The following is a 22653-nucleotide window of genomic DNA, read 5'->3' as shown; positions in this document are numbered from 1 at the left end:
CGATCGCAGCGACTGGAACCCGGCTCAGGGCATCACCCGCGCCAGATAGGGTGCCGTCGCACTGCCCGCCGCCATGGCGACCCGCTCCGGCGGACCCGAGGCCACGATACGGCCGCCCCGGTCACCCCCACCGGGACCCAGGTCGATGACCCAGTCCGCGCCCGCGACCACCGTCATGTCGTGCTCGACCACCACGACCGTGTGCCCGGCGTCGACCAGCCCGTGCAGCCGGTCCGTCAGGACCTCCACGTCGGCCGGGTGCAGCCCGGTCGTCGGCTCGTCCAGCAGGTAGAGGGTGTGGCCGCGCCGGCCGCGCTGCAGCTCGCTGGCCAGCTTGATCCGCTGTGCCTCTCCGCCGGACAGCTCGGTCGCCGGCTGCCCGAGCCGCAGATAGCCGAGGCCCACGTCGAGCAGGGTGCCGAGGCTGCGGGCGGCGGCCGGGACGTCGGCGAAGAACTCCGCCGCGGCCTCCACCGTCAGATCGAGCACCTCCGCGATGCTCCGTCCCCGGTACGTCACTTCCAGCGTCTCGGGGTTGTAGCGGGCGCCGTCGCAGTCCGGGCAGGGCGCGTAGGTGCTCGGCAGGAACAGCAGCTCGACGCTGACGAAACCCTCGCCCCGACAGGTCTCGCAGCGTCCCTGCGCCACGTTGAAGGAGAACCGCCCGACGCCGTACCCGCGCGCCCGCGCCTCCTCGGTTGCGGCGAACACCTTGCGGACGACGTCGAACAGACCGGTGTAGGTGGCCAGGTTGGAGCGCGGGGTGCGGCCGATCGGCCGCTGGTCGACGCGGACCAGCCGGTCCACGTGCTCCAGTTCCTCCGTCAACTCGCCGATCAGCGTGGACTTTCCGGATCCGGAGACCCCGGTGACGGCGGTGAAGGCGGCGAGTGGGAACTCGGCCGTCACCGCGCGCAGGTTGTGCCGGGTCACCGGGCCCACCGTCAACCAGCCGCGCGGCTCGCGGATTTCACGCGCCGGGCCGGGTGACTCGTCGAAGAGGAACACGGCCGTCGCCGACTCCTCCACCGACGCCAGCTCGGCCGGCGGCCCGCTGTACAGCACGCGTCCGCCGTGCTCGCCCGCGCCGGGACCCACGTCCACCAGCCAGTCGGCGCCGCGCACGACGTCCAGGTGGTGCTCCACCACGAACACCGAGTTGCCCGCGGCCTTCAGCCGGTCCAGCACGGTCAGCAGGGCCTCGGTGTCCGCCGGGTGCAGTCCGGCGGACGGCTCGTCCAGCACGTACACCACGCCGAACAGCCCGGAACGCAACTGCGTGGCGAGCCGCAGCCGTTGCAGCTCGCCCGCCGACAGGGTCGGGGTGGACCGGTCCAGGCTCAGATAGCCGAGGCCCAGCTCGACGACCGGGGCGATCCGGGACTTCAGATCCTCGGTGAGGACCCGGGCGGTCTCGTCGTGTCCGTCGAGCAGTGCCGTGAGGTCGGTCAGCGGCAGCGCGGCCAGTTCGGCGATGGTCCGGCCGCCGAAGGTCACCGCGAGCGCCTCGGGTCGCAGCCGGCTGCCCCCGCACGCCGGGCAGGGCCCGCTGGTCAGGAAGCGTTCCGCCTTCGCCCGCAGCGACGCCGACTTGGTGTCCGAGAACGTCTTCAGCACATACCGGCGGGCGCTCATATACGTGCCCTGGTAGGGCCGTTGGATGCGGTCGGCGTCCCGGACGGGGTGGACGGTGACCACCGGCTGCTCGTCGGTGAACAGAATCCACTCCCGCTGCTCCGCGGGCAGTTCGCGCCACGGCCGGTCCACGTCGTAGCCGAGCGCGTCGAGGATGTCGCGCAGGTTCTTGCCCTGCCAGGCGCCGGGCCAGGCGGCGATGGCACCCTCGCGGATGGACAGCGCGGGATCGGGAACCAGCAACTCCTCGGTGGTGCGGTGCACTTGGCCCAGGCCATGACACCGGGGGCAGGCACCGGCCGCCGTGTTCGGCGAGAACGCGTCCGACTCGAGCCGCTCCGCGCCCTGCGGATACGTGCCGGCGCGGGAGAACAGCATGCGCAGGGAGTTGGACAGATTGGTGACCGTGCCCACCGAGGAACGCGAGGTGGGGGCCGCGCGGCGCTGCTGCAGCGAGACCGCCGGCGGCAGCCCGGTGATCTCGCCGACCTTGGGCGCCCCGACCTGGTGGATCAGCCTGCGCGCATACGGCGCGACCGACTCGAAGTACCTCCGTTGTGCCTCGGCGTAGATCGTGCCGAACGCCAGGGACGACTTCCCCGAACCGGACACACCGGTGAACACGGCCAGCACGTCCCGCGGGATGTCGACGTCGACGCCCTTGAGGTTGTGCTCACGGGCGCCGCGGACACGGACGTAGGGATCATGTGGGCTGTGCATAGAGGGGAGACTCTATCCGCCCCCGTGCACTACGACTGCGGAGGGTTGTCCCGGTTCGGCCGGGTGCCGAACTCGTCCCTCGCCTTGTCCTGCGCGGCGTCGACCTGCGACTGGTACTTGTTTCCGGTCCGCTGGTCGACGTAGTCGCCGCCCTTGTCGATGCCCTTGTCGGCCATGTCTTCGTGACCCTTGAGCATGCCCTTGAGCTTGTCCTTGAAGGACATGGCGCCCCTCCTCGTCGCTTGAGGTTTCCCCTCCCAGGGTCACCGGCCCCGGCCGGGTTCGCATCTCGAAACCCGGTCAGCCGCCCGGCGCGAACAGGGCGGCGAGCCGCCGGTAGGAGTCCAGCAGAGCCGTGCGGTCGTAACTGCTGGTGGTGACCAGGACCTCGTCGGCGCCCGTCTCCTTCAGCACCGTCTCCAGCTCGTGGACGACCTGGTCCCCGGTTCCGGCGATGTGCCCGGCGAGACCGGCCTCGTAGAACCCGCGCTCCTTCGCGGTCATCGGACGTACCTCGGTCTCCTCGGCCGGGGCGAGCGGCGGGAAGGCGCCGTGGCTGCGCGCGTACGCCATCGACCAGGCCTCCGGGACCAGCAGCCGCCGGGCCTGAGCCTCGGTGCCGGCCACCGCGATCGTGCCGGAGATCACGACGTACGGCTCGGACGCCCAGGGGGAGGGGCGGAACAGGGACCGGTACCGGTCGATGCCGCGCAGCATCTTCTCGCGGCCCCGCAGATCACCGATGACCATCGGCACTCCGGCGTGCGCCGCGATCCGCGCGCCGTCGCCCACGGCCAGTACGAACGGCGGCACCCGCAGCCCCTCCGCGGGGCGCGCCCGTACCCCCGCCGGTGAGCCGCCCTCGAACCAGCCCAGCAGCTCGCCGAGCTGCGCGGCGAAGTCCTCGGCGTCCTCCTTGTCCCGGCCGAGGGCCTTGCGCACCCCGTCGGTGAAGCCGACGGACCGCCCGAGCCCCATGTCGATCCGCCCCGGGAACAGGGACTCCAGGACACCGAACTGCTCGGCGACGACGAGGGGTTGGTGGTTGGGCAGCATCACCCCGCCGGTGCCGACCCGGATCGTGCGGGTGGCCGAGGCGACCGCGGCGGCCAGCACGGTCGGCGCGGAGCCCGCGACGCCCGGCACACCGTGGTGCTCGGACACCCAGAAACGGTGATAGCCCAACGCCTCCGCCTCCCGTGCCAGCACGACGGTGTCCCGCAGCGCCTCGCCGGGCGGATGCCCCTCGCGGGTGCGGGAACGGTCGAGGACGGAGAACCGGGTCCGGGTGATCACGGTGCTGCTCACGCAGTGTTCAACGCCCTGGCGGCCCGGGAATTCCTGGCTCGTCGCCGCCTGGCTAAGGTGGCCCCGTGACCGACAGCACCAGGCGTCCGCTCGCCGTGTTCGACCTCGACAACACCCTGGCCGACACCGCCCACCGGCAGCACTTCCTGGAAGTCCGGCCGAAGAACTGGGCCGCCTTCTTCGCCGCCGCGCCCGCGGACCCGCCCCTCGCCGAGGGCATCGCGCTCGCCATGGAGAGCGCCCGCACGTGCGAGGTGGTCTATCTCACCGGCCGCCCCGAGCGGTGCCGGCGCGACACACTGGACTGGCTCGCGGCCCATGGGCTGCCGGAGGGGCGCGTGCACATGCGGGGCAACGCCGACCGCCGGCCCGCCCGGTTCACCAAGCTCGAGATCCTGCGCGGGCTCGCCCAGGACCGCGACATCCGTGTCCTCGTGGACGACGACGAACTGGTCTGCGACGACGCCGAGCGCGCCGGGTTCACCGTCGTGCGCGCCCGCTGGGCCGCGAAGTCCGAGGCACTTCAGGACGCCCAGGAGCGGGAGGGCCGCACCTGACGCCAGGAGAGGGTCAGTCCGCGTCCTCGATGCGGAAGCCCACCTTCAGCCCCACCTGGTAGTGCTCGATCCGCCCGTTCTCGATCTGCCCGCGAACCTCCGTCACCACGAACCAGTCCAGGTTGCGCAGGGTCTGGTCGGCACGGGCGATGCCGTTGCGGATGGCCTGGTCGATGCCCTCGTGCGACGTGCCGACGATCTCGGTGACCCGGTAGGTGTGATTCGACATGAGGGTGCTCCTCTCGTGTCACGCCGTACTCCACCGTGCCCCATCCCCGCCCCGCCCGCACGATGTCCCGCGGATATCTCGCGGTAGCGCTTGACCCTCCGCATTGGTCCATACCAAAATCCAGCACACCCGTACGAGCGGCACTGCTCGTCCCCCCACGTCGGGCCCCCGCCCCTGTCCGCATCGCCGTGCCAGACAGAACAGGACCCCTCGTGAGACGTCGTCTGCTCGCCCTCGTGTGTATCACCGGTTCCCTCGTGAGCGCCTGCGGGATGCTCCCGGGGCACGAACGCAAGACCGTCACCGTGTGGCTGATGAAGGACAGCGCCTCCCAGGACTTCCTCCGGCGCTTCACCGCCGACTTCGAACGCACCCACAAGGACCTGCGCCTGGACATCCGCATCCAGGAATGGACCGGCATCGTCGACAAGGTCCGCGCGGCACTCGAGGCCGGCTCCGGCGACGGCCCCGACGTCATCGAGGTCGGCAACACCCAGGTGCCGCTCTACGCGGACGGCGGCAAACTCGCCGACCTCACCCTGGAGTCGATGCGCGACTGGGGCAAGGACCAGTGGCTGCCCGGCCTCGCCGAACCCGGCGAGGACGGCAACGCGCAGTACGGCATCCCCTGGTACGCGGCCAACCGCGTCGTCATCTACCGCAAGGACCTCTTCGAGGCGGCCGGCATCACCCGCCCGCCGAAGACGCGCGAGGACTGGCTCGCCGACACCGAGAAGCTCAACTCCGGTGGCGACCAGGGGATCTACCTCGCCGGGCAGGACTGGTACACCCTCTCGGGGTTCATCTGGGACGAGGGTGGCGACCTCGCCCGGCAGAAGGACTACAAGTGGGAGGGCACCCTCGGCACCCCGGCCGCGCTGCGCGGCATGGACTTCTACCGGCGGCTGCAGGCACTGGGCCGTGGCCCCGTGGGTGCCGACGAGGAACACCCGCCCCAGGCCGGGGTGTTCGCCGGCGGCAAGGTGGCGCAGATCGTCGCCGTACCCGGGCTCGCCCAGTCGATCGTGCGGCAGAACCCGGAGCTCAAGGACAAACTGGGCTTCTTCCCGGTGCCCGGGAAGAGCGCCGCACGGCCCGGCACCGTGTTCACCGGCGGCTCCGACCTCGTCGTCGCCGGCCACACCAAGGACCAGTTCGCCGCGACCGCCGTCGTCGGAGCGCTCGTCGGCGCCCGCTGGGACACCGAACTCGCCCGCACCATGAACTACGTGCCCAACAAGACCACGCTGGCGAGCGCGGTCGCGGGTGAGGAGGGGGTCGCCGCCATGGCCGCCGGCGCGGCACACGGCCGGGCGACCCCCGGCACCCCTCAGTGGGCCGACGTCGAGGCCGACAACCCCATCAAGGAGTACATGACCCGGGTGCTGGGCGGAGCGGACCCGGCGACGGAGGCCCGCCGGGCCTCCGCCAAGATCACCGAGGAACTCGCGCCGGACGTGTGAGCCGTCGCGGGCGGGCACGGGCACGGTGTCGACCGCCGTCCGTGAGGAGCCGGTGCGCGGGGTCGACCGTCAGCCGGGGCGCGTCCGCATCCAGGGCCACGACGCGCGGATGGGGTTCCGCGCCACCAACGGTCAACTGGACCGCCGGTCCGAGGAGTTGCGCAGCCGGGTGGCTGGGCCGGCGTCCGCGTACGCACTATGTCGAATGCGTGCCGGGCGACCGCTGAATCGCCCGGATGGAGCAATGCGTACATGTCCCGTCACGTTGCGCCGTCCGCCATACGAGTGTTGCATGGCAGAGGAGCGAAGCGCCGTGCGGGCCCAGCCATGAAGGTCCTCGACCACGGAGATCGGACACATCCGACTGCCGGCCCCTCCCTCGGCGTCACGCCGTCCGTGGCCTGCCGGCGCCCGCCTCGAACAAGGAGATTCACCGATGGAAATGCGCGGACCCATGCATAGCCGTCGTCACTTCTTTGGAGCCGCAGCCGCAACTGCTGTGACGGCCCAGTTCGGTATGGGGGACAGTGCGCAAGCACCATCGGAATCGCGAGAGCATATGGCTCATCCTGGGGTCGATCCTGCGAAGCGGACGTCCTTTGGCCCGGTGAAGCAGATCCACGCCGGGGAACTCGACGTGGGGTACGTCGAAGCCGGACCGGCCCATGGGCAGGCGGTCCTGCTCATGCACGGCTGGCCCTACGACATTCACAGCTACGAGGCGGTCACGCCGTTGCTCGCGGCCAAGGGGTACAGGGTGATCGTCCCCTATCTGCGCGGCCATGGCACCACGCGATTCCTGTCGAGCAAAACGCCCAGGAACGCACAACAATCGGCGTTCGCCGTCGACATCGTCGCGCTGATGGACGCCCTGAAGATCGACAAGGCCATTCTCGCCGGGTACGACTGGGGATCGCGGACGGGCGACATCATCGCGGCCCTCTGGCCGGAGCGCTGCAAAGCGCTGATCTCGGTGACCGGTTATCTCATTGTGAACGTCGAAGCCAACAAGATGCCGACGCCACCGAAGAGTGAATGGGCGTGGTGGTATCAGTACTACTTCTCTACCGAGAGAGGCGTACTCGGCCTCCAGGAGTACCGGCGCGATCTGGCCAGACTGGTCTGGAAGTTCAACTCTCCGACCTGGAACTTCGACGAGGCGACCTTCGACCGGACGGCAGCGGCATTCAGCAACCCCGATTACGTCGATATCGTGATCGACAACTACCGCTGGCGCCTCGGGCTCGCGAAGGGTCAGCCGCGGTATGACGGGCTGGAAAAGCGCCTGGCCGCGGCGCCGGTCATCAAGGTGCCGACGATCACCATCGACGGAGCGCACGATCCGTTCACCCCTCCGGGGAACGGATCCGCCTATCGGAAGAAGTTCGCGGGCAAGTACGCGCACCGGACCCTGGACGTAGGTCACAACGTTCCGCAGGAGGACCCGCAGGGGTTCGCGGCGGCTGTCGTGGAGGTCGACGGATTCTGACCGGTGCGGCGCCGCCAGGGACTTACCGGGTCTGCTCGGAAGCACGGACGAGGACCTCGTTGACGGACACTCGGCGGTCGCGCGTGACGAGGAAGTCGACCGTGTCCGCGATGTCCTCGGGGCGCGGCATCTCCATCCCGGCCAGTGGTCATGCTCTAGACCGCCGTGCCGCGTGGGTGGCATGGAGCAGGCCCTGGAGGTTCACCATCAGCATGGGTTCCCATTCCTGAGCCGGCGCGTTCAGGACCGGTTCGGCCATGCCCACGCCCGCGTTGTTGACGAGGACGTCCAGGCGACCGGTCCGACCACCACACGCTCCACGGCGGCCGTCGCCTGTTCCCGCTCCGCGATGTCGGCCTCCACCACGAGGGCCGCCCCGCCCTCGGCGCGTATCTTCCCGGCCAGCTCCTCGAGCCGGTCACGGCGTCGGGCGACCAGGGTGACGGCCGCGCCCTCCGCGGCGAGGCTCAGGGCGGTTGCCTCGCCGCTGCCACTGCCGGCGCCGGTCACCAGGGCAACGGTGTTCTGCAGACGTGCGGACATGACTGTCTCCTTGATCTGGACCGAGATCGAAACCAGGGGCAGGAAGGCGTGACGGCGGCGATGCGGCGGTGGCCGCCCAGCGCCCGTTGCGGGCTCGCGGCTACTGGTGGTGGACGGGCTCCGTCAGGCGGCCGTGGAGACGGTCGCGAGCATGTCGAGGGAGACCTGCCACAGGCGGGCCGCGTTGTGAAGGTCCACCGCGTGGGCGGCGACTCCCCGGCGCACACCAGGCCGGTGCGGGCCGGCTTCGTTGCAGTCCTCGAAGTACCGGCCGGTCACACCCTCGACCAAGGGGGAGGCGGCGAGCAGCACCGAGGTCGCGGCACCCTGCTCGATGTTCTTCCAGGACACGTCGGTGCTGGTGGGGTCGAACGAGGCCGGGCTGTTGGAGATGTCCCCGATGTGGCGGCCGAGCCGGGTGCTGGTGATGCGGCCCGGGTTGAGGGCGTTGACGGCGATGAGGTCGCTTGCCCAGCGGCGCCCCGCCTCGACCGCGAACAGGACATTGGCGGTCTTGGACTGGCTGTAGGCGGCCCACGGGTCGTAGGGGCGCTGCTCGAAGTTGGTGTCGTCGAAGACCACGCCGCCGTTGACGTGGCCGACCGAGCTGACGGCGACCACGCGTGCACCATGGGCTGCTGCCAGGGCGCTGTGCAGGCCGGTGGCGAGGGCGAAGTGGCCGAGGTGGTTGGTGGCGAACTGCATTTCCCAGCCCTCCTTCGTCCGCTCCAGCGGCGAGGCCATCACGCCGGCGTTGAGGACCAGGATGTGCAGCGGCCCCCGCCACGCCGCCACAAAGGCGTGCACCGACTTCTGGTCGGCGAGGTCGAGCGGCGCGGCGTCGACCGTTCCCGGACCGTTTGCCGGTGCGATCTCCTCCGCGACCTGTACCCCCGTGGCCAGGTCGCGGACGCCGATGGTCACCTCGGCGCCGGCGGCGGCCAGGAGCCGGGCGGTTTCACGTCCGATGCCGGAAGCGCCCCCGGTGACGATGGCGCGTCGACCGCTCAGGTCGATGTCTGCCAGTACCTCTGCGGCGGTGGTCCGTGCCCCGAACGGGGTCGTGAGGAGGTTGTCGGTCATGGGTTCTCCAGGAAGGCGACGGGATCGGGAGGCGAGCGCGCGTCCGATGGCGCGCGGCCAGGGGTGTCGTACCCTCATATCCGGAACTGGTTCCGGTTACGTCTTCGAAAGTAAGCGGAACCAGTTCCGGTTGCAAGTGTGGCGAGGAAGGGAGTCGGCGGTGACCGGCATCGAGGGGGGATCGGCGCGGCACGGCAGGCCGCTGCGCGCCGACGCGCAACGCAATGAGGACCGGCTGCTGGAGGCGGCAGCGGCCGCCTTCGCCCGTGAGGGAGCGGGTGCCTCGGTCAAGGACATCGCCCGTGCGGCAGGTGTCGGCGTCGGCACCCTCTACCGTCGGTTCCCCTCCAAGGAACTGCTGATCGAGGCGGTCTACCGGCAAGAAGTGCAGCGCCTGTGCGAGGCGGCACAACACCTCACCGCCACACAGTCACCGGTGGACGCGCTGCGGACCTGGATGGAGCGTTTCATCGACTTCATGGCCGCCAAGCAGGGCATGGCCGACGCGCTGGCCGTGGTCCTCACCGACGAGAGCGAGAAGATGTACACCCGGTCGATGCTCGCCGACGCCATCGCCCACCTGCTCGGTGCCGCGAAGGGGCAGTCGGTGGCACGGCCAGGGGTCGAGGCGCCGGACGTACTGATGGCCCTCGGCGGAATCAGTCTCATGGCCGCCAGCGAAGAACGACGCGACCTGGCCACCAGACTCATCGACCTGCTCCTGTACGGCGTCGTGACGAGCTGACGCGATCCACACGACCGCCGCCCCGGTGGTCCGACGAGTCCACTCACCGCAGCCACCGAGCAGGAGCTGCGGCAAGCCATACTGACACGGCTCGCCGCGGCCCTGGGTGGTACCGGTGTCTTGCCGGTGTCGGTCGACGAAGGGCGACTGCGCGTCTCCTCCGACGGCGGGATCCCGCTGCGGCGGGCCGGCGCCGTGCACGGTTCCGCCGGTGCGCTGAGCGCTCTCTCCGAGGTCATCCGCACCGGCAAGGCGCAGTACCTTCCGCATCGGGAGGAACGCGTCCGCCACCCGCCTCAGGAGGGCACCGTGCCCACGGTACGGTCATGACCTCGCCGTGCCGATCTTTCCCCTCGACCCGGCGGAGACCTTGCGACGCCTTCGTCATGCCTGACGGCGCGGTGGCGCTGGAGATCGCAGATGCCCGAGGCCACGAGGTACGCGGCTGCCGGGTGGGTGGCCCGGTGGGGGGAGAGCAGTGCCGGGCACCGACTACGGCGGGGAGAGATTTGTGCTGGAGCGCGACAGCGCGCCGGCGATGGTCGCCGCCGGCGTCGTCGAGGGCCCGGGCCCGTAGCCCGACGCCGGACTGGAGCGGGCGGGACGGGCCGGCCGCCGAGGCCCTGCGCGGCGGGCTGGACGCCGAGGCGACCGCGGACCGCGTACTCGATGTCGCGTCCGCGATGGACCACCACGACGACGCGGCGGCGGGGGTCGTCCGACGGGTCGATGAGCGGAGTCGCGCACCCCGTCGGCGGGTCGTTAGCCTGGATTCATACTCTGGCACCGATGAGGTCCGCATCGATGTTGTGGGGCGGGCCCGCCGGGCCGCGCGCGTCGGCGAGCGACCGTCCCATGGGGACGCCGGCTTCAGACCTCCATAATCCGTCTTCCGCCGGGCCCCGGGGTCCGTCCGACCGTCGCAGCTTCCGATCAAGATCGCACTCCCGCATGGAGAGCGTCCGCGCAGTCACCCCGGGCAGAGCCGACTCGGCTTTCGCACAGAGGGAGAACGTCATGACCGACAGCCACGCGCGGACCCCGGCCATCCCCGGCGTCCTCGTCGATCCACTGCGTAACCGCGGCGTGGCCTTCACACCTGAGGAACGGGAAGCCCTCGGCCTCACCGGGCGCCTGCCCTCCGGAGTGCTCACGCTCGACCGGCAGGCACAACGGGCCTACCAGCAGATGCAGGCTCAGAGCAGCGACCTCGCCAAGAACGTGTACCTGGAACAGCTGCACGACCGCAACGAAACCCTGTACTTCAAGGTACTCACCGAGCACCTCGCCGAACTGCTGCCGATCGTCTACGACCCCACCGTGGGCGAAGCGATCGAAAAGTACTCCCACGAGTACCGACGCCCGCGCGGCATCTTCCTGTCCGTCGACCGGCCCGATGACATGGAGAAGGCCTTCGCCACGCTTCAACTCGGGCCCGAGGACGTCGACCTGATCGTGTGCACCGATGCGGAGGAGATCCTGGGCATCGGGGACTGGGGTGTGAACGGGATCCAGATATCGGTCGGGAAGCTCGCGGTCTACACCGCGGCCGCGGGCATCGACCCGCGCCGTGTCGTGCCCGTGTCGCTGGACGTGGGTACGGACCGCGCGTCGCTGCAGGAGGACCCGCTGTACCTGGGCAACCGGCATCCCCGCGTCCGTGGCGCCGACTACGACGCGTTCATCGAGAAGTACCTGGAGACGGCGTCCTCCGCGTTCCCCGACGCCCTCCTGCACTTCGAGGACTTCGGCCCCAGCAACGCACGGCGGATCCTGGAGCAGTACGGCGGCCGCTACCGGATCTTCAACGACGACATGCAGGGCACCGGAGCCATCACACTGGCCGCGGCCCTGTCCGCCGTGAAGGTCAGCGGTGTGCGGATGCGTGACCAGAAACTGGTCGTCTTCGGCGCCGGGACCGCCGGCGTGGGCATCGCCGACCAACTGCGCGACACGATGATCCGCGACGGCGCGGATGCGGAGCACGCCGCCGCACAGGTGTGGCTCGTCGACAAACAGGGGCTGCTCATCGGGGACATGACCGGCCTGCGCGATTTCCAGCAGACCTACGCGCGTGATCCGGCCGAGGTCGCGGACTGGGAGCGGCGCGATGGTCAGGTCTCACTGCTGGAAACGGTGCGCAGGGTCGAGCCGACCATCCTGCTGGGCACCTCCACCGCGCACGGCGCGTTCACGCGTGAGGTCGTCGAGGCCATGTCCGAGGGTACCGAGCGGCCGATCATCTTCCCGATCTCCAATCCCACCTCCCGGATCGAGGCCATGCCCGCCGACGTCATCGCCTGGTCCAGAGGCAAGGCGCTCGTCGCGACCGGCATCCCCGTCGAGCCCGTCGAATACGACGGTCTGACCTACCGGATCGGGCAGGCCAACAACGCGCTGCTGTACCCGGGCCTGGGCCTGGGCACGATCGTCTCCGGTGCCTCCCAGGTGACCGCCGGCATGCTGCTCGCGGCCGCACGGGCGGTCGCCGACCAGGTCGACCCGTCGGGGCCGGGCGCCTCCCTGCTACCGCCCGTGGACGACCTGCGGGAGTCGTCCGCGATCACAGCGACCGCGGTGGTCGAGGCGGCTCTCGACGACGGCGTGGCCACCTCCAAACCGGTCGACATCGAAGAGGCTGTCCGCCAGGCCATGTGGCAGCCGGTGTACACCGACGGGGCAGCAGCATGAACAGGCGACACTCCGCCGCCGACCGCGCCGGGTCGGCCGGGCGGGACGAAGGCCCGAAGATCCTCGACATCCCCATCGGCCTGCACGCGACCGGCACCCGGCGGGAGACCGACTCCATGGGAGCCATCGACGTCCCCGCGGACCGCTACTGGGGTGCCCAGACACAACGGTCCCTGATCCACTTCTCCATCGGGGACGACCGGATGCCCAAGGCGGTCTACCACGCCTACGGCTACGTCAAGAAGGCCGCCGCCGCCGTCAACGGGCGCGCCGGGCGGCTCCCGGCCTGGCAGGCCGACCTGATCCAGCGGGTGGCCGGCGAAGTCATCGCGGGCGACCTGGACGATCACTTCCCGCTGTACGTGTGGCAGACCGGGTCCGGTACGCAGTCCAACATGAACACCAACGAGGTGATCAGCAACCGCGCCATCCAACTGGCCGGCGGAGAGCTGGGCAGCAAGTCCCCGGTCCACCCCAACGACCACGTCAACATGGGACAGTCGTCCAACGACACCTTCCCCACCGCCATGCACATCGCCGCGGTCAAGGAGATCCACGAACACCTGCTGCCCAGTGTGCAGGCGCTGCAGCATGCCATCGAGACCAAGGCACGGCAGTGGCACGACGTTGTGAAGATCGGCCGCACGCACCTGGAGGACGCCGTCCCGCTCACCGTGGGGCAGGAATGGTCCGGCTACGCCCACCAGTTGCGACAAGCCATCGGCCGGGCCACCAGCGCCGCCGAGGGCCTGTACGAGCTGGCGATGGGCGGCACCGCGGTGGGCACGGGTCTCAACGCCCCGCCCGGATTCGGCGAGCAGGTGGCAGCCGACATCGCGGACGCGACCGGTTACCCGTTCACCACCGCGCGGAACAAGTTCGCCGCCCAGGGCGGTCTGGACGCCATGGCCGGCGCCTCCGCCGGGCTGCGGGCGCTGGCCGTGCCGCTGATGAAGATCGCCAACGACATCCGCTGGCTGGCCTCCGGCCCCCGCTGCGGCCTCGACGAACTCATCCTCCCGGCGAACGAGCCCGGTTCCTCGATCATGCCGGGCAAGGTCAACCCGACCCAGTGCGAGGCGATGGTCATGGTCTGCATCCAGGTGCTGTCCGAGGACGAGGCCATCGCCTTCGCCGGTACACAGGGCAACTTCGAACTCAACGCCATGCGCCCGGTCATCATCAACAACTTCCTGCACGCGGCCGGCATCCTCGCCGACGCCTGCACCAAGATGCGCGAGTACTGCATCGAGGGCACCGAGCTCAACCGCGACCAGATCGACAGTTACGTCGACCGGTCCCTGATGCTGGTCACGGCCCTCTCTCCCGTGATCGGTTACGACAAGGCCTCCGCGATCGCCCACAAGGCCGACAACGAGGACACCACCCTGCGCTCCGCCGCACTGGCTTCCGGTTACATCAGCGCCGAGGACTTCGACCGCATCGTCCGGCCCGCCGCCATGGTCGGTCAGGCATAGCACACACGGCGGGAGCCGCCTGCCCGTGGCCGCAGGCGCGGCGCACCGGCAGACGGCCCCCACACTCAGCGCACCACGCTCAGCGACAGCGCGAAGCGGTCCTGCCCGTCCGTCCACCAGTGGGTCAATTCGAGCCCGGCGGACGCCAGTTCGCCGGTCACGCCCTCCTTGCGGAACTTCGCCGACACCTCGGTGCGCAGCTCCTCGCCCGCCGCGAAGTCCACGGCGAGGTCCAGCGCGGGCACCTTCACGGTCTGTGCGACCCGGGAGCGCAGCCGCATCTCGATCCACTCGTGCTCGGCGTTCCAGAGGGCCACATGGTCGAAGGCGCCGGGATCGAAGTCGGCACCCAGCTCGCGGTCGACGACGGCCAGCACGTTCTTGTTGAACGCGGCCGTCACACCGGCCGCGTCGTCGTAGGCCCGGACCAGCACTCCCTCGTCCTTGACCAGGTCCGTGCCGAGCAGCAGTCCGTCGCCCGGCGCGAGCAGGGAGCGCACGGAGGCCAGGAACTTCGCGCGCTCGTCCGGCAGCAGGTTCCCGATCGTGCCGCCGAGGAAGGCCAGCAGCCGGGGCCCGGGCGTGGCGGGCAGGGTGAGCGGGGCGGTGAAGTCGGCGATCAGCGCGTGGACTTCGAGGTCCGGGCGGTCCTCGACGAGCGCCTTCCCGGCCTGGGTGAGGGCGGTCTCGCTGACGTCGACCGGAACGTACGCCGAGGGCGCGAGCGCGTCCAGGAGAAAGCGGGTCTTCTCCGAGGAGCCCGAGCCGAGTTCGACCAGCGTGCGGGCACCGCTGGCCGCGGCGATCTCGCCGGACCGGGTGGCGAGGATCTCCCGCTCGGCGCGGGTGGGGTAGTACTCGGGCAGTTCGGTGATCTGCTCGAACAACTCGCTGCCGCGCGCGTCGTAGAACCACTTGGGCGGCAGCCACTTGGGGCGGGCGGTGAGGCCGCTCAGGACGTCGGCGCGCAGCGCGGCGTCCGTCGCGTCCTCGGGGAGGGTGCGGGTGACAAGCAAGGGGCTCACGTACAGGGCTCCTTCGATGGTGCGGACGCCGGTTCCTCAAGCGGTGCGAGCAGCACGCCGGCGCGGCTCGCGGTGAGCACGGTGTGGTCGGGGACCTCCTGCCAGAGCGGGTCGTCGTCGTACGGCTCGGAGGCGACGACCGTGCTCCGGCCGGGCTCCGTGCGGTACCAGAGGGTGTCGCCCCAGGCGGTGGCGGCGATGGTCGCGCCGTCCGTCAGCAGCAGGTTGAGCCGGGAGGCCGGGGCCGCCCCGGCCAGCTGACGAACCGTCTCGCCGAGGGCCTGGTCGAGTTCGTCGCCGCCGCGCAGCCGGTGCAGCACCAGCGCCCAGACGAACGCCGAGTCGGTACGGGCCTGCAGCGACAGCAGCTCGACCGGGGGCAGCGCGGACACCAGCGGGGCCACCGAGTCGGGCCAGCCCGCGAGGGCGCCGTTGTGGCTGAACAGCCAGCGCCCCGACGCGAAGGGCGCCGCGGCGGCCTCGGCGTCGGCCCCCGCGAGCGTCGCGTCCCGTACGGCGGCCAGGACCGCGCCGGAGCGCACCACCCGGGCCATGTCGGCGAAGGAGAGGTCCGCCCAGATCGGCCCGGCCCGCCGGTAGCGCGCCGGCACGGGGTCGTCGGGGGCGTACCAGCCGACCCCGAAACCGTCGGCGTTGACGGTCCCGTAGCGCTGCCGGCGGGGCGCCCACGACTGGCGCAGCAGACTGTGCGGGGGCTCCGCCAGGATCCGGCCGAGCGGTACCTCGGGCCCCAGGTAGGCGAGGTGACGGCACATCAGACCGCCTCCGAACGGGCGGTGCGGAACCCGGAGAAGATCTGCCGCCGGATCGGATAGTCCCAGTTGCGGAACGTACCCCGGCAGGCCACCGGGTCCACGGCGAACGAACCGCCGCGCAGCACCTTGTGGTCGGAGCCGAAGAACACCTCCGAGTACTCCTTGTACGGGAAGGCCTGGAAACCCGGGTACGGCAGGAAGTCGCTCGCCGTCCACTCCCATACGTCACCGATCAACTGCCGTACCCCCAGGGGAGATTCACCCGCGGGATAGCTACCGGCGGGTGCGGGCCTGAGGTGCCGCTGGCCCAGGTTCGCGTGTTCCGGATCCGGGTCCGCGTCGCCCCACGGGTAGCGCATGGAGCGGCCGGTGGCCGGGTCGTGCCGGGCGGCCTTCTCCCACTCCGTCTCGGTGGGCAGCCGGCGCCCGGCCCAGCGGGCGTAGGCGTCGGCCTCGTACCAGCACACGTGCAGCACCGGCTCGTCCGCCGGGACCGCCTCGGTCACCCCGAAGTGGCGCCGCAGCCAGTGGTCGCCGTCCCGGCGCCAGAACAGCGGGGCGGTGATCGAGTGCCGCTTGATGTGCGTCCAGCCCTCCGGGGTCCACCAGCGCTCGGTGTCGTAGCCGCCGTCCTCGATGAATGCCTGGTACGCCGCGTTCGTCACCGGGGTCGTGTCGATCCAGAAGGGCGCCACCTCCCGGGCGTGCGCGGGGCGTTCGTTGTCCAGCGCCCACGGCTCGGCCGAGGTGCCCATGGTGAACGGGCCGCCGGGGACGAGGACTTCGGCCGGACCGGTGAACAGCGGAGCCGGCTTCGGGTCCGGGGCGGCCAGGGCCTGCGGGCCCTCTCTCAGCTGATGGGTGATCAGCATCGTCTCGTCGTGCTGCTGTTCGTGCTGGGCGATCATCCCGAAGGCGAACCCGGCCTCGGTCAGCCGGGTGCCGTGGAAGTCCGCGCCCGCCAGCAGGTCCATGACCCGGCCGCGTACCTCGGCCGCGTAGCGGCGGGCCTCGGCGGGCGCCAGCAGCGGCAGCGAGGGCCGCTCGGCCCGTGGGTGTTCGAAGGCGTCGTACAGGCTGTCGATCTCAGGTCGCATGGCGTCCCGGCCGCCGACCGCCCGCAGCAGCCACAGCTCCTCCTGGTTGCCGATGTGCGCGAGGTCCCACACCAGCGGGGACATCAGCGGCGAGTGCTGGGCGGTGAGGTCCGGTTCCTCGACGCACGTGGTCAGCAGCGTGGTGCGCTCGCGGGCGGTGGTCAGCGAGGCGAGCACACGCTCGCGCAGCGTCTCGGCGTCCGCCTCGGTCGTCGCGGTGCCGGTCTCAGGGGCGGTCATGTACGGATGTCCTTCCTCCCGTGGGCGGTGCGGCCGGGCCGGGACGAGGACGGCTCCGTGCCGCCCAGCCGGTCCAGCAGATCGTCGGCCGGGCAGCGGCCCCGGGCGACATAGCGGTCCCGGTACGCGGCCACCGCCCCGATCACCTCGGCGGTCGCGCCGAGCCGGGGCAGGGCCCGGAGCGCCGCCGCGAAACACATGGCGGCGGCCTCGCGCAGCTCCGGGTCGGCGAGACCCTGCCGGGCCGCGTCGGTCCACAACGGGTTGTGCGGGGCGGGCAGGTTCAGGGCCCGTTCCGCGAGGGGTTTCACGCTCCGGTACGCCGTCTCGGCCGCCTCCGGGTCGTCGAACAGCGCCGCCGTCACCGCGAGCGGCACGATCCAGCCGTCGTCACCGGGCTGCGCGTCGATCATCCGCAACTCCAGGTGGCCGCGCGGCCGGACCGGCGGGAACAGGGTGGTCAGGTGATACTCCAGATCCGCCCGGGTGGGCGGCCGGGGCGACCGGGACCGGGTCCACTCCCGGAAGGTGAGCCCCTCGGGCACGTCCCAGGGCCCGCTGTCCCGGCGTACACACATCACCGGCGAGTCCAGCACATGCCGGGCCCAGGCGGTCCGTGGCTCGGCGTCCAGCGGGGGAGCGCCCGCGCGGTCGGCGCCTATCTCCAGCCACAGCAGCTGCCGGGTGGACCGCCAGCCCGTGGGCTCGCCGCCGATCAGCGGGGAGTTGGCGAACGCGGCCACCAGGACCGGCCCGAGCTGGTGGGCCAGCCACCAGCGGCGCGCATGGCCGAGGGGGCCGGGCTCCTCATGGCCGGCGTCGACGCAGACCTGCACGGATGCGGAGGTGCACATCATGTGGCGGCCGGCCGGACCGGTGCGGTCCAGGCAGGCCTCCATCGCGTCGTAGCGCGGCTGGTGCAGGAACCTGCGAGGAGTGTGCCAGGGGTCGTGGCCGACGCCGACCAGACCGAGACCGTCCTCGGCGAGGACGGCGCGGACGGTGTCCAGGTCGGCGGAGACGGTGCCGATGCACTCCATCAGGGAGGCGGCGGGCGGCGAGCTCAGCTCCAGCTGGCCGCCGGGCTCCACGGTGAGCGGCGAGCGCAGCGGCAAGGCCCGCAGCGCGGCGTAGGCCGCTTCCAGTCGTTCGGGTGTCACGGGGAGCTGCGGCGCACGCAGCTCATGGATGAGCCACTCCAGTTCGGCACCGAGCGCGCGGGGCGGCCCGGTCTTGAAGCAGATGCCCCGGACCAGGGCCTCCACCTCGGCTTCGGTGACGGCGGTGCGGTGATCCGTACAGTCGCCACCGTCACTTTGTGTATCGGACATGTCGGGATCCTCCTGAGATTCCACCATGCCATTGGCCCGTTTCGATCGCCGGGCCGGGCAGACATGCGTTCCACCCAAGACCCTCGAGCCGATTCGCACAAGAGTGCCCCGTGGGACGTTCCGGTTCGGTCATCTCCGTTTCCGTACGCGTTCTCCGGATCGTTGCGGGGACGGGAAACTCCGTTGCACGGCATCACCAGCATCACCCAGGATGCGTGTATGAGCACGACGGGGGAGACCGCGCGGGCCGCGGACTCGGCGCCCACGGGGGTGGCGCCGTGAGCGCGCGCCTGCGCGGGATCGCCGCGGAGACGGAAGCGATCGTGGCGGCGGGCCGCTACCGCGCGCCGGACGGATGTGAGGTCTGCGTCGCGGCGGAGATCGAGGCCGCGCGGGACGGTACGCGGATGTTCGGACCGGAGCCGGTCTCCGTCCCGCAAGGGCTTTCCGGACCGGCCGCCGACACGGTCTTCGAGGTCACCGGGGAGAGCAGCCTGGAGGCCGCCCGTCGGCTGACCGGTGCCCCGGTCGCCGTCCTGAACTTCGCCTCGGCGCGCAACCCGGGCGGCGGCTATCTCAACGGCGCGCAGGCCCAGGAGGAGGCCCTGTGCCGCGCCTCCGCGCTGTACGCCTGCCTGCTTCGGGCCCGGGAGTTCTACGACCACCACCGCGCCCACCGCGACGCCTTCTACTCGGACCGGGTGATCCACTCACCGGCCGTCCCCGTCTTCCGTGACGACCGGGGCCGCCTGCTGACCGAGCCGTACCTCGCGGGCTTTTTGACCGCGGCCGCCCCCAACGCGGGCGTCGTACGGCGTACGGAACCGGAGCGCGCCGCCGGGCTGCCGGGCGCCCTCGCGGTCCGGGCCGAGCGGGTGCTGGAGACGGCCGCGGCCCACGGCTACCGCCGGCTGGTGCTCGGCGCCTGGGGATGCGGTGTGTTCCAGAACGACCCGGCGCAGGTCGCGGGCGCGTTCCGGGCGCTGCTCGGCCCCGGCGGCCGGTTCGCCGGCACCTTCGCGCACGTGGTGTTCGGGGTGCTGGACCGGACGCCGGGAACCGTGGTGCGGGAGGCGTTCGCACGGGTGTTCCCGGAGTCCCGCACCGAGGCGCCGTACGGCGGTCAGGTCCAGCCGTAGCGCTCGTGCAGCCGCTGCCGGACCAGGTTGAACCGCATCCGGTCCAGCGCGCACGCCTCGCGGCGCATGCCCTCCTCGTGCAGCCTGAGGACGCGGTCCACGTCCACCCAGGAGTCCCGGCCCGACCGGTCCCACGGCCCGCTGCCGATGGCGACCCACTCCCGGTTGCCGTCGTGCCGCTTGCTGGACAGCTGGACGGCGAGAAACGTGCCGGCCGCCTCGCGGGCGACGACCAGCACCGGGCGGTCCTTGCCCCGGCCGTCGTTCTCCTCGAACGGCACCCAGGTCCATACGATCTCGCCGGGGTCCGGGTCGCCGTCGTGGGCCGGGGAGTACTCGGTGCGCACCCGGCCGACCTCGCGCGGGTCGGCCTCGGTGGTCGCGTGGGGGCCGTAGCGGCCCGGGACGTTCTCATCGGTAAACGTGGTCACGGGGGCACCCTAGTGGGCCGCCCTCGGGGCGCAATGGGCGCCCGGGGTCCGCGGGTTGTTCGGGTGGGGTGCCCCGGCACTCGTGGCCGGCCGACGTGCCGGCGCCGAGGCCGTCGGGGCGTGGCCGGTCAGCCGCCGGTGCGCGTCAGGTCGGCTGCCGGTGCGCGGGCCGATCCGCGTGCCCGGACGGCGTCGATGCACGGTCGCACAGGTCAGTCCGTCCGCACCGGCGGTGATGCTGCGCTGCGCGTCGTGCGGCAGCCAGGCCAGGGCGCCCTCGGTGAGCCGCTCGGGCACCTCGGTGGGCCCCCTGCCGAGCAGGCCGTCGCCGGACACGATCGTCGTCGTGATCGCCGCGATCGCCGTGGGCGGTGCCCCGGCCGGGATCACGGCGCCGACCGCGGCCGTCGCGGTGCTGCTCCTCGCCCAGCTGGCCGTCGTCCGGCCGATCCTCAACCGCCGGTCCGACCGGGTCCTCGCGGGAGAGGAACTGCCCCGCTCCCGCGTCCACTTCTGGTACGTGGCGCTGGAACTCCTCAAGGTCGTCGCCCTGATCGCCCTCGGCATCGGCCTCCTCGCGGTGTGACGTCAGCACGGGTACGAGGGCCCGGGCGGACCGATCACGTAGGGCCGTCGCCCGGCAGTTGACACGCGGTAGGAGACCGAAGGCACGCGCACGCATCAGCGCCGCTGAGCAGCACCATGGTGTCCACGGTGCCCAAGGCTGCCGCCCCCGCCCGGACGATCTCCCATCAGGCGGCCCGCGTCGTCGGCGCCGGCTCCGGTGGCCACCGTTCGTGCCAGTGCAGCTCCGCCTCCAGCTGGGCGGCGAGGGACACCAGCAGGGGTTCGCTGTGGGCGGGCCCGAGGAGCTGGGCGCCCACCGGCAGGCCGTCGCCGACGAACCCGGCGGGCACGTTCACACCGGGCCAGCCCAGCACGTTCCACGGCCAGGCGTAGGGGCAGGCGGCGATCATCGCGCGGTCCGTGGCCAGCCCGCGCAGCCCGTACAGGGCGCCGATCCGGGGCGGGGGAGCGGCCGTCGTAGGGGCGAGGATCACGTCGTGACGTGCGAAGAACCCGCCGATCCGCCGGTGCAGCACCCCCTCCGCGCGCCGGGCCGCCCACAGCGGGGCCCCGCCGAGCAGCCGGCCGAGCCGGGCCGCGTCCCGGGTGCGTGGATCGAGCAGCGCCCGGTCGGGGGCCTCGCGGACGTGCTCGGCGATCCCGGCGGTGGCGCGTGGCACGAAGGTCAGCCCGATCTGCCCGTACGGTGGATCGGCCTCCTCGACGTCGTGCCCCAACGCGGCGAGCCTCCCGGCGAGTTCGACGACCCGGGCGCGGATCTCCGGGTCCAGCCGGGCCGGTACGGCGGTGAACGGCGGCTTCAGGGACAGCGCGATGCGCAGCCGGCCCGGGTCGCGGCCGACCGCGTCCGCCACGGTCAGCGCGGGCGGCCGGTGCGGGTCCCGGTCGTGGTTGCCGCTCGCCGCGTCCAGCAGCAGGGCCGCGTCGGCGACCGTCCGGGCGAGGGTGCCGTTGACCGTGATGCCCTGGAAGGACTCGCCGCGCGGCCAGGTGGAGATACGGCCGCGCTGCGGCTTGATGCCGATCAGTCCGGTCCACGCGGCCGGGATGCGCACCGAGCCGGCGCCGTCGGAGCCGAGCGCGGCGGGGACGAGCCCGGCGGCGACGGCGGCGGCCGAGCCCCCGGACGAACCCCCGGGCGTGTGCCCGGTGTGCCACGGATTGCGGGTGTCCCCGAACGCCGCTCCTTCGGTGAACGGCCACTGTCCCAGCTCGCACGTGTTGGTCTTGCCGACGATCACGGCACCGGCCGCCCGCAGCCGCCGTACCGCCTCCCCGTCCTCGGTGACCGGCGGGAACACGCCCGCACAGCCGAACGCGGTCGGCTCGCCGGCCACGTCCATGTCGTCCTTCACCGCCACCGGCACCCCGAGCAGCGGACGCCGCTCCCCGGTGGCCAACTCCCGGTCGGCGGCGTCCGCTTCGGCGAGCGCGGCCTCGGTCCGTACGATCCGGAAGGCGTTCAGCGTCCCCTGCGTGGCTTCGATCCGGGCCAGCGCCCGCTCCACCAGGGCACGCGAGGACACCTCCCCGGCGGCGAGCGCACGCCGCGTCTCCCTGAGGCCGGCGGTACGGTCGTGCGTCATGGGTCAGCACCTCCGGGAGGCTCCGGGAACGATGTCTACCGAACGGTAACGTCAGAACCCGGGCGGTCACAGGGGTTTCGCGGGGATGTCCGCGGCGGCCAACCCCCGGGTCCGGCTCACTGCTTGACCGCGACGATGATGTGCAGGCCGCGCGGTCCCTCGGCGCTGTGCCGGACCCGCAGCCCCAGGCCGGCGCAGCGTTCGACGAGCCACGCCGGGCCGATGCGCGGCTTCGGGTAGGCGCTGACCCGGAGTTCCCATGTCCCGCCGGTGCGGGTGTGGATGAGATCGTGGACCATGACGGTCTGCTCGTCCACGTACTCCAGGACGCAGGTCATGATCCGGTCGTCGGTGGCGCGTACCGGAAGGAACCGGTCGGTGCCCGTGCGAGGCACCGTCAGCTCCCGGTGGCCTAGGACCAGTTGGCCCCGAGTGGCGAGGCACCAGGCCGAGTTCGGTGAGCTCGGCGAGAAGGGGTTCGCTGGTGTCGACGGCGAGG

At 71.6% G+C, this 22653-nt stretch carries 22 protein-coding genes and 1 pseudogene; 9 read left to right on the top strand and 14 right to left on the bottom strand.

The genetic code is table 11. The features are described 5' to 3' along the window. Positions 1-24 precede the first annotated feature (24 nt). The 3 genes from BFF78_RS04795 to BFF78_RS04785 all read right to left on the bottom strand — a co-directional run bounded on the left by BFF78_RS04795 (position 25) and on the right by BFF78_RS04785 (position 3663). Entirely contained in the window at positions 25-2355 is a 2331-nt protein-coding gene (locus tag BFF78_RS04795) for an ATP-binding cassette domain-containing protein (RefSeq protein ID WP_069777107.1), read from the bottom strand. Positions 2356-2384: 29 nt separating this feature from the next. After that, positions 2385-2579, bottom strand: coding sequence for an antitoxin (locus tag BFF78_RS04790; RefSeq protein ID WP_069777106.1), 195 nt, complete (start codon positions 2577-2579; stop codon positions 2385-2387). A gap of 76 nt (positions 2580-2655) precedes the next feature. After that, a complete protein-coding gene (locus BFF78_RS04785; RefSeq protein WP_069777105.1) occupies positions 2656-3663 on the bottom strand; it encodes an LLM class flavin-dependent oxidoreductase in 1008 nt (335 codons plus the stop codon). A gap of 65 nt (positions 3664-3728) precedes the next feature. Between BFF78_RS04785 and BFF78_RS04780 the strand changes: the two genes are divergently transcribed. Further along, complete coding sequence (locus BFF78_RS04780) at positions 3729-4220, top strand: phosphatase domain-containing protein (RefSeq protein WP_069777104.1); 492 nt, start codon at positions 3729-3731, stop codon at positions 4218-4220. A gap of 13 nt (positions 4221-4233) precedes the next feature. Here BFF78_RS04780 and BFF78_RS04775 read toward each other — a convergent pair whose 3' ends face one another. Then, positions 4234-4449, bottom strand: a complete 216-nt coding sequence (locus BFF78_RS04775; protein WP_069777103.1) for a dodecin — start codon at positions 4447-4449, stop codon at positions 4234-4236. Between the two features lie 212 nt (positions 4450-4661). On the opposite strand from BFF78_RS04775, the gene BFF78_RS04770 reads away from it, so the two are divergent. After that, positions 4662-5912 (top strand): extracellular solute-binding protein, encoded by a 1251-nt coding sequence (locus BFF78_RS04770; protein WP_069777102.1) that lies wholly within the window; start codon positions 4662-4664, stop codon positions 5910-5912. A gap of 454 nt (positions 5913-6366) precedes the next feature. Beyond that, entirely contained in the window at positions 6367-7401 is a 1035-nt protein-coding gene (locus BFF78_RS04765; protein ID WP_069783386.1) for an alpha/beta fold hydrolase, read from the top strand. A 148-nt stretch (positions 7402-7549) separates the two neighbouring features. On the opposite strand, the pseudogene BFF78_RS42630 reads toward BFF78_RS04765, so the two are convergent. Continuing rightward, positions 7550-7944 (bottom strand): annotated as a pseudogene (locus tag BFF78_RS42630) (SDR family NAD(P)-dependent oxidoreductase). Positions 7945-8067: 123 nt separating this feature from the next. Beyond that, on the bottom strand, positions 8068-9027 hold the full coding sequence (locus BFF78_RS04755) for an SDR family NAD(P)-dependent oxidoreductase (protein ID WP_069777100.1): 960 nt from the start codon (positions 9025-9027) through the stop codon (positions 8068-8070). 160 nt (positions 9028-9187) lie between these two features. Here BFF78_RS04755 and BFF78_RS04750 point away from each other — a divergent pair, with 160 nt between their 5' ends. The 4 genes from BFF78_RS04750 to fumC all read left to right on the top strand — a co-directional run bounded on the left by BFF78_RS04750 (position 9188) and on the right by fumC (position 13941). After that, positions 9188-9772 carry a TetR/AcrR family transcriptional regulator gene (locus BFF78_RS04750; RefSeq protein WP_227025709.1) on the top strand — a complete coding sequence of 195 codons (585 nt, stop codon included), beginning with the start codon at positions 9188-9190 and terminating at the stop codon, positions 9770-9772. A 126-nt stretch (positions 9773-9898) separates the two neighbouring features. After that, positions 9899-10102, top strand: a complete 204-nt coding sequence (locus tag BFF78_RS04745; RefSeq protein ID WP_069777099.1) for a hypothetical protein — start codon at positions 9899-9901, stop codon at positions 10100-10102. Positions 10103-10789: 687 nt separating this feature from the next. Beyond that, entirely contained in the window at positions 10790-12463 is a 1674-nt protein-coding gene (locus BFF78_RS04735; protein ID WP_069777097.1) for an NAD-dependent malic enzyme, read from the top strand. After that, positions 12460-13941, top strand: coding sequence for a class II fumarate hydratase (gene fumC, locus BFF78_RS04730; RefSeq protein WP_069777096.1), 1482 nt, complete (start codon positions 12460-12462; stop codon positions 13939-13941). The genes BFF78_RS04735 and fumC overlap by 4 nt, the downstream gene beginning before the upstream one ends. A 65-nt stretch (positions 13942-14006) precedes the next feature. Here the strand turns inward: fumC and egtD are convergent, their stop codons facing one another. The 4 genes from egtD to egtA are packed head-to-tail and all read right to left on the bottom strand — an operon-like array spanning position 14007 to position 18410. Next, positions 14007-14966: an L-histidine N(alpha)-methyltransferase gene (gene egtD, locus BFF78_RS04725; RefSeq protein WP_069777095.1), complete on the bottom strand. Its 960-nt coding sequence runs from the start codon at positions 14964-14966 to the stop codon at positions 14007-14009. Beyond that, positions 14963-15742: an ergothioneine biosynthesis protein EgtC gene (gene egtC / locus BFF78_RS04720; RefSeq protein ID WP_069777094.1), complete on the bottom strand. Its 780-nt coding sequence runs from the start codon at positions 15740-15742 to the stop codon at positions 14963-14965. Before egtC ends, egtD begins: the two co-directional genes overlap by 4 nt. After that, positions 15742-17079: an ergothioneine biosynthesis protein EgtB gene (gene egtB, locus BFF78_RS04715; RefSeq protein ID WP_069777093.1), complete on the bottom strand. Its 1338-nt coding sequence runs from the start codon at positions 17077-17079 to the stop codon at positions 15742-15744. The genes egtC and egtB overlap by 1 nt, the downstream gene beginning before the upstream one ends. Next, the gene (egtA, locus tag BFF78_RS04710) at positions 17076-18410 is read right to left on the bottom strand and encodes an ergothioneine biosynthesis glutamate--cysteine ligase EgtA (RefSeq protein WP_069777092.1); all 1335 of its coding nucleotides are present in this window, start codon (positions 18408-18410) and stop codon (positions 17076-17078) included. The genes egtB and egtA overlap by 4 nt, the downstream gene beginning before the upstream one ends. Before the next feature lie 278 nt (positions 18411-18688). Between egtA and BFF78_RS04705 the strand changes: the two genes are divergently transcribed. Continuing rightward, on the top strand, positions 18689-19549 hold the full coding sequence (locus tag BFF78_RS04705; RefSeq protein ID WP_069783384.1) for a TIGR02452 family protein: 861 nt from the start codon (positions 18689-18691) through the stop codon (positions 19547-19549). On the opposite strand, the gene BFF78_RS04700 is transcribed toward BFF78_RS04705, so the two are convergent. Both BFF78_RS04700 and BFF78_RS04695 read right to left on the bottom strand, forming a co-directional pair. Then, positions 19534-19980: a type II toxin-antitoxin system PemK/MazF family toxin gene (locus BFF78_RS04700; protein WP_069777091.1), complete on the bottom strand. Its 447-nt coding sequence runs from the start codon at positions 19978-19980 to the stop codon at positions 19534-19536. The genes BFF78_RS04705 and BFF78_RS04700 overlap by 16 nt on opposite strands. 9 nt (positions 19981-19989) lie before the next feature. Continuing rightward, entirely contained in the window at positions 19990-20316 is a 327-nt protein-coding gene (locus tag BFF78_RS04695; protein ID WP_069777090.1) for a hypothetical protein, read from the bottom strand. 10 nt (positions 20317-20326) lie between these two features. On the opposite strand from BFF78_RS04695, the gene BFF78_RS04690 reads away from it, so the two are divergent. After that, complete coding sequence (locus BFF78_RS04690) at positions 20327-20566, top strand: hypothetical protein (RefSeq protein ID WP_079161143.1); 240 nt, start codon at positions 20327-20329, stop codon at positions 20564-20566. 166 nt (positions 20567-20732) lie between these two features. On the opposite strand, the gene BFF78_RS04685 is transcribed toward BFF78_RS04690, so the two are convergent. Next, a complete protein-coding gene (locus BFF78_RS04685) occupies positions 20733-22154 on the bottom strand; it encodes an amidase (protein ID WP_069777089.1) in 1422 nt (473 codons plus the stop codon). 116 nt (positions 22155-22270) lie between these two features. After that, entirely contained in the window at positions 22271-22549 is a 279-nt protein-coding gene (locus tag BFF78_RS47875; protein ID WP_227025708.1) for a hypothetical protein, read from the bottom strand. Positions 22550-22653 lie beyond the last annotated feature (104 nt).

The organism is Streptomyces fodineus (assembly GCF_001735805.1).
Classification (GTDB): Bacteria; Actinomycetota; Actinomycetes; order Streptomycetales; family Streptomycetaceae; genus Streptomyces; species Streptomyces fodineus.
This window is presented reverse-complemented; position numbering and strand designations above follow the sequence as displayed.

Excerpts from the sequence above, each read along its gene's own strand:
- BFF78_RS04795 (WP_069777107.1), bottom strand. The coding sequence starts at position 2,355 with ATGCACAGCCCACATGATCCCTACGTCCGTGTCCGCGGCGCCCGTGAG.
- BFF78_RS04755 (WP_069777100.1), bottom strand. The coding sequence starts at position 9,027 with ATGACCGACAACCTCCTCACGACCCCGTTCGGGGCACGGACCACCGCC.
- egtA (WP_069777092.1), bottom strand. The coding sequence starts at position 18,410 with ATGTCCGATACACAAAGTGACGGTGGCGACTGTACGGATCACCGCACC.
- fumC (WP_069777096.1), top strand. The coding sequence starts at position 12,460 with ATGAACAGGCGACACTCCGCCGCCGACCGCGCCGGGTCGGCCGGGCGG.
- BFF78_RS04790 (WP_069777106.1), bottom strand. The coding sequence starts at position 2,579 with ATGTCCTTCAAGGACAAGCTCAAGGGCATGCTCAAGGGTCACGAAGAC.
- egtC (WP_069777094.1), bottom strand. The coding sequence starts at position 15,742 with ATGTGCCGTCACCTCGCCTACCTGGGGCCCGAGGTACCGCTCGGCCGG.
- BFF78_RS04735 (WP_069777097.1), top strand. The coding sequence starts at position 10,790 with ATGACCGACAGCCACGCGCGGACCCCGGCCATCCCCGGCGTCCTCGTC.
- egtB (WP_069777093.1), bottom strand. The coding sequence starts at position 17,079 with ATGACCGCCCCTGAGACCGGCACCGCGACGACCGAGGCGGACGCCGAG.
- BFF78_RS04685 (WP_069777089.1), bottom strand. The coding sequence starts at position 22,154 with ATGACGCACGACCGTACCGCCGGCCTCAGGGAGACGCGGCGTGCGCTC.
- BFF78_RS04775 (WP_069777103.1), bottom strand. The coding sequence starts at position 4,449 with ATGTCGAATCACACCTACCGGGTCACCGAGATCGTCGGCACGTCGCAC.
- BFF78_RS04765 (WP_069783386.1), top strand. The coding sequence starts at position 6,367 with ATGCATAGCCGTCGTCACTTCTTTGGAGCCGCAGCCGCAACTGCTGTG.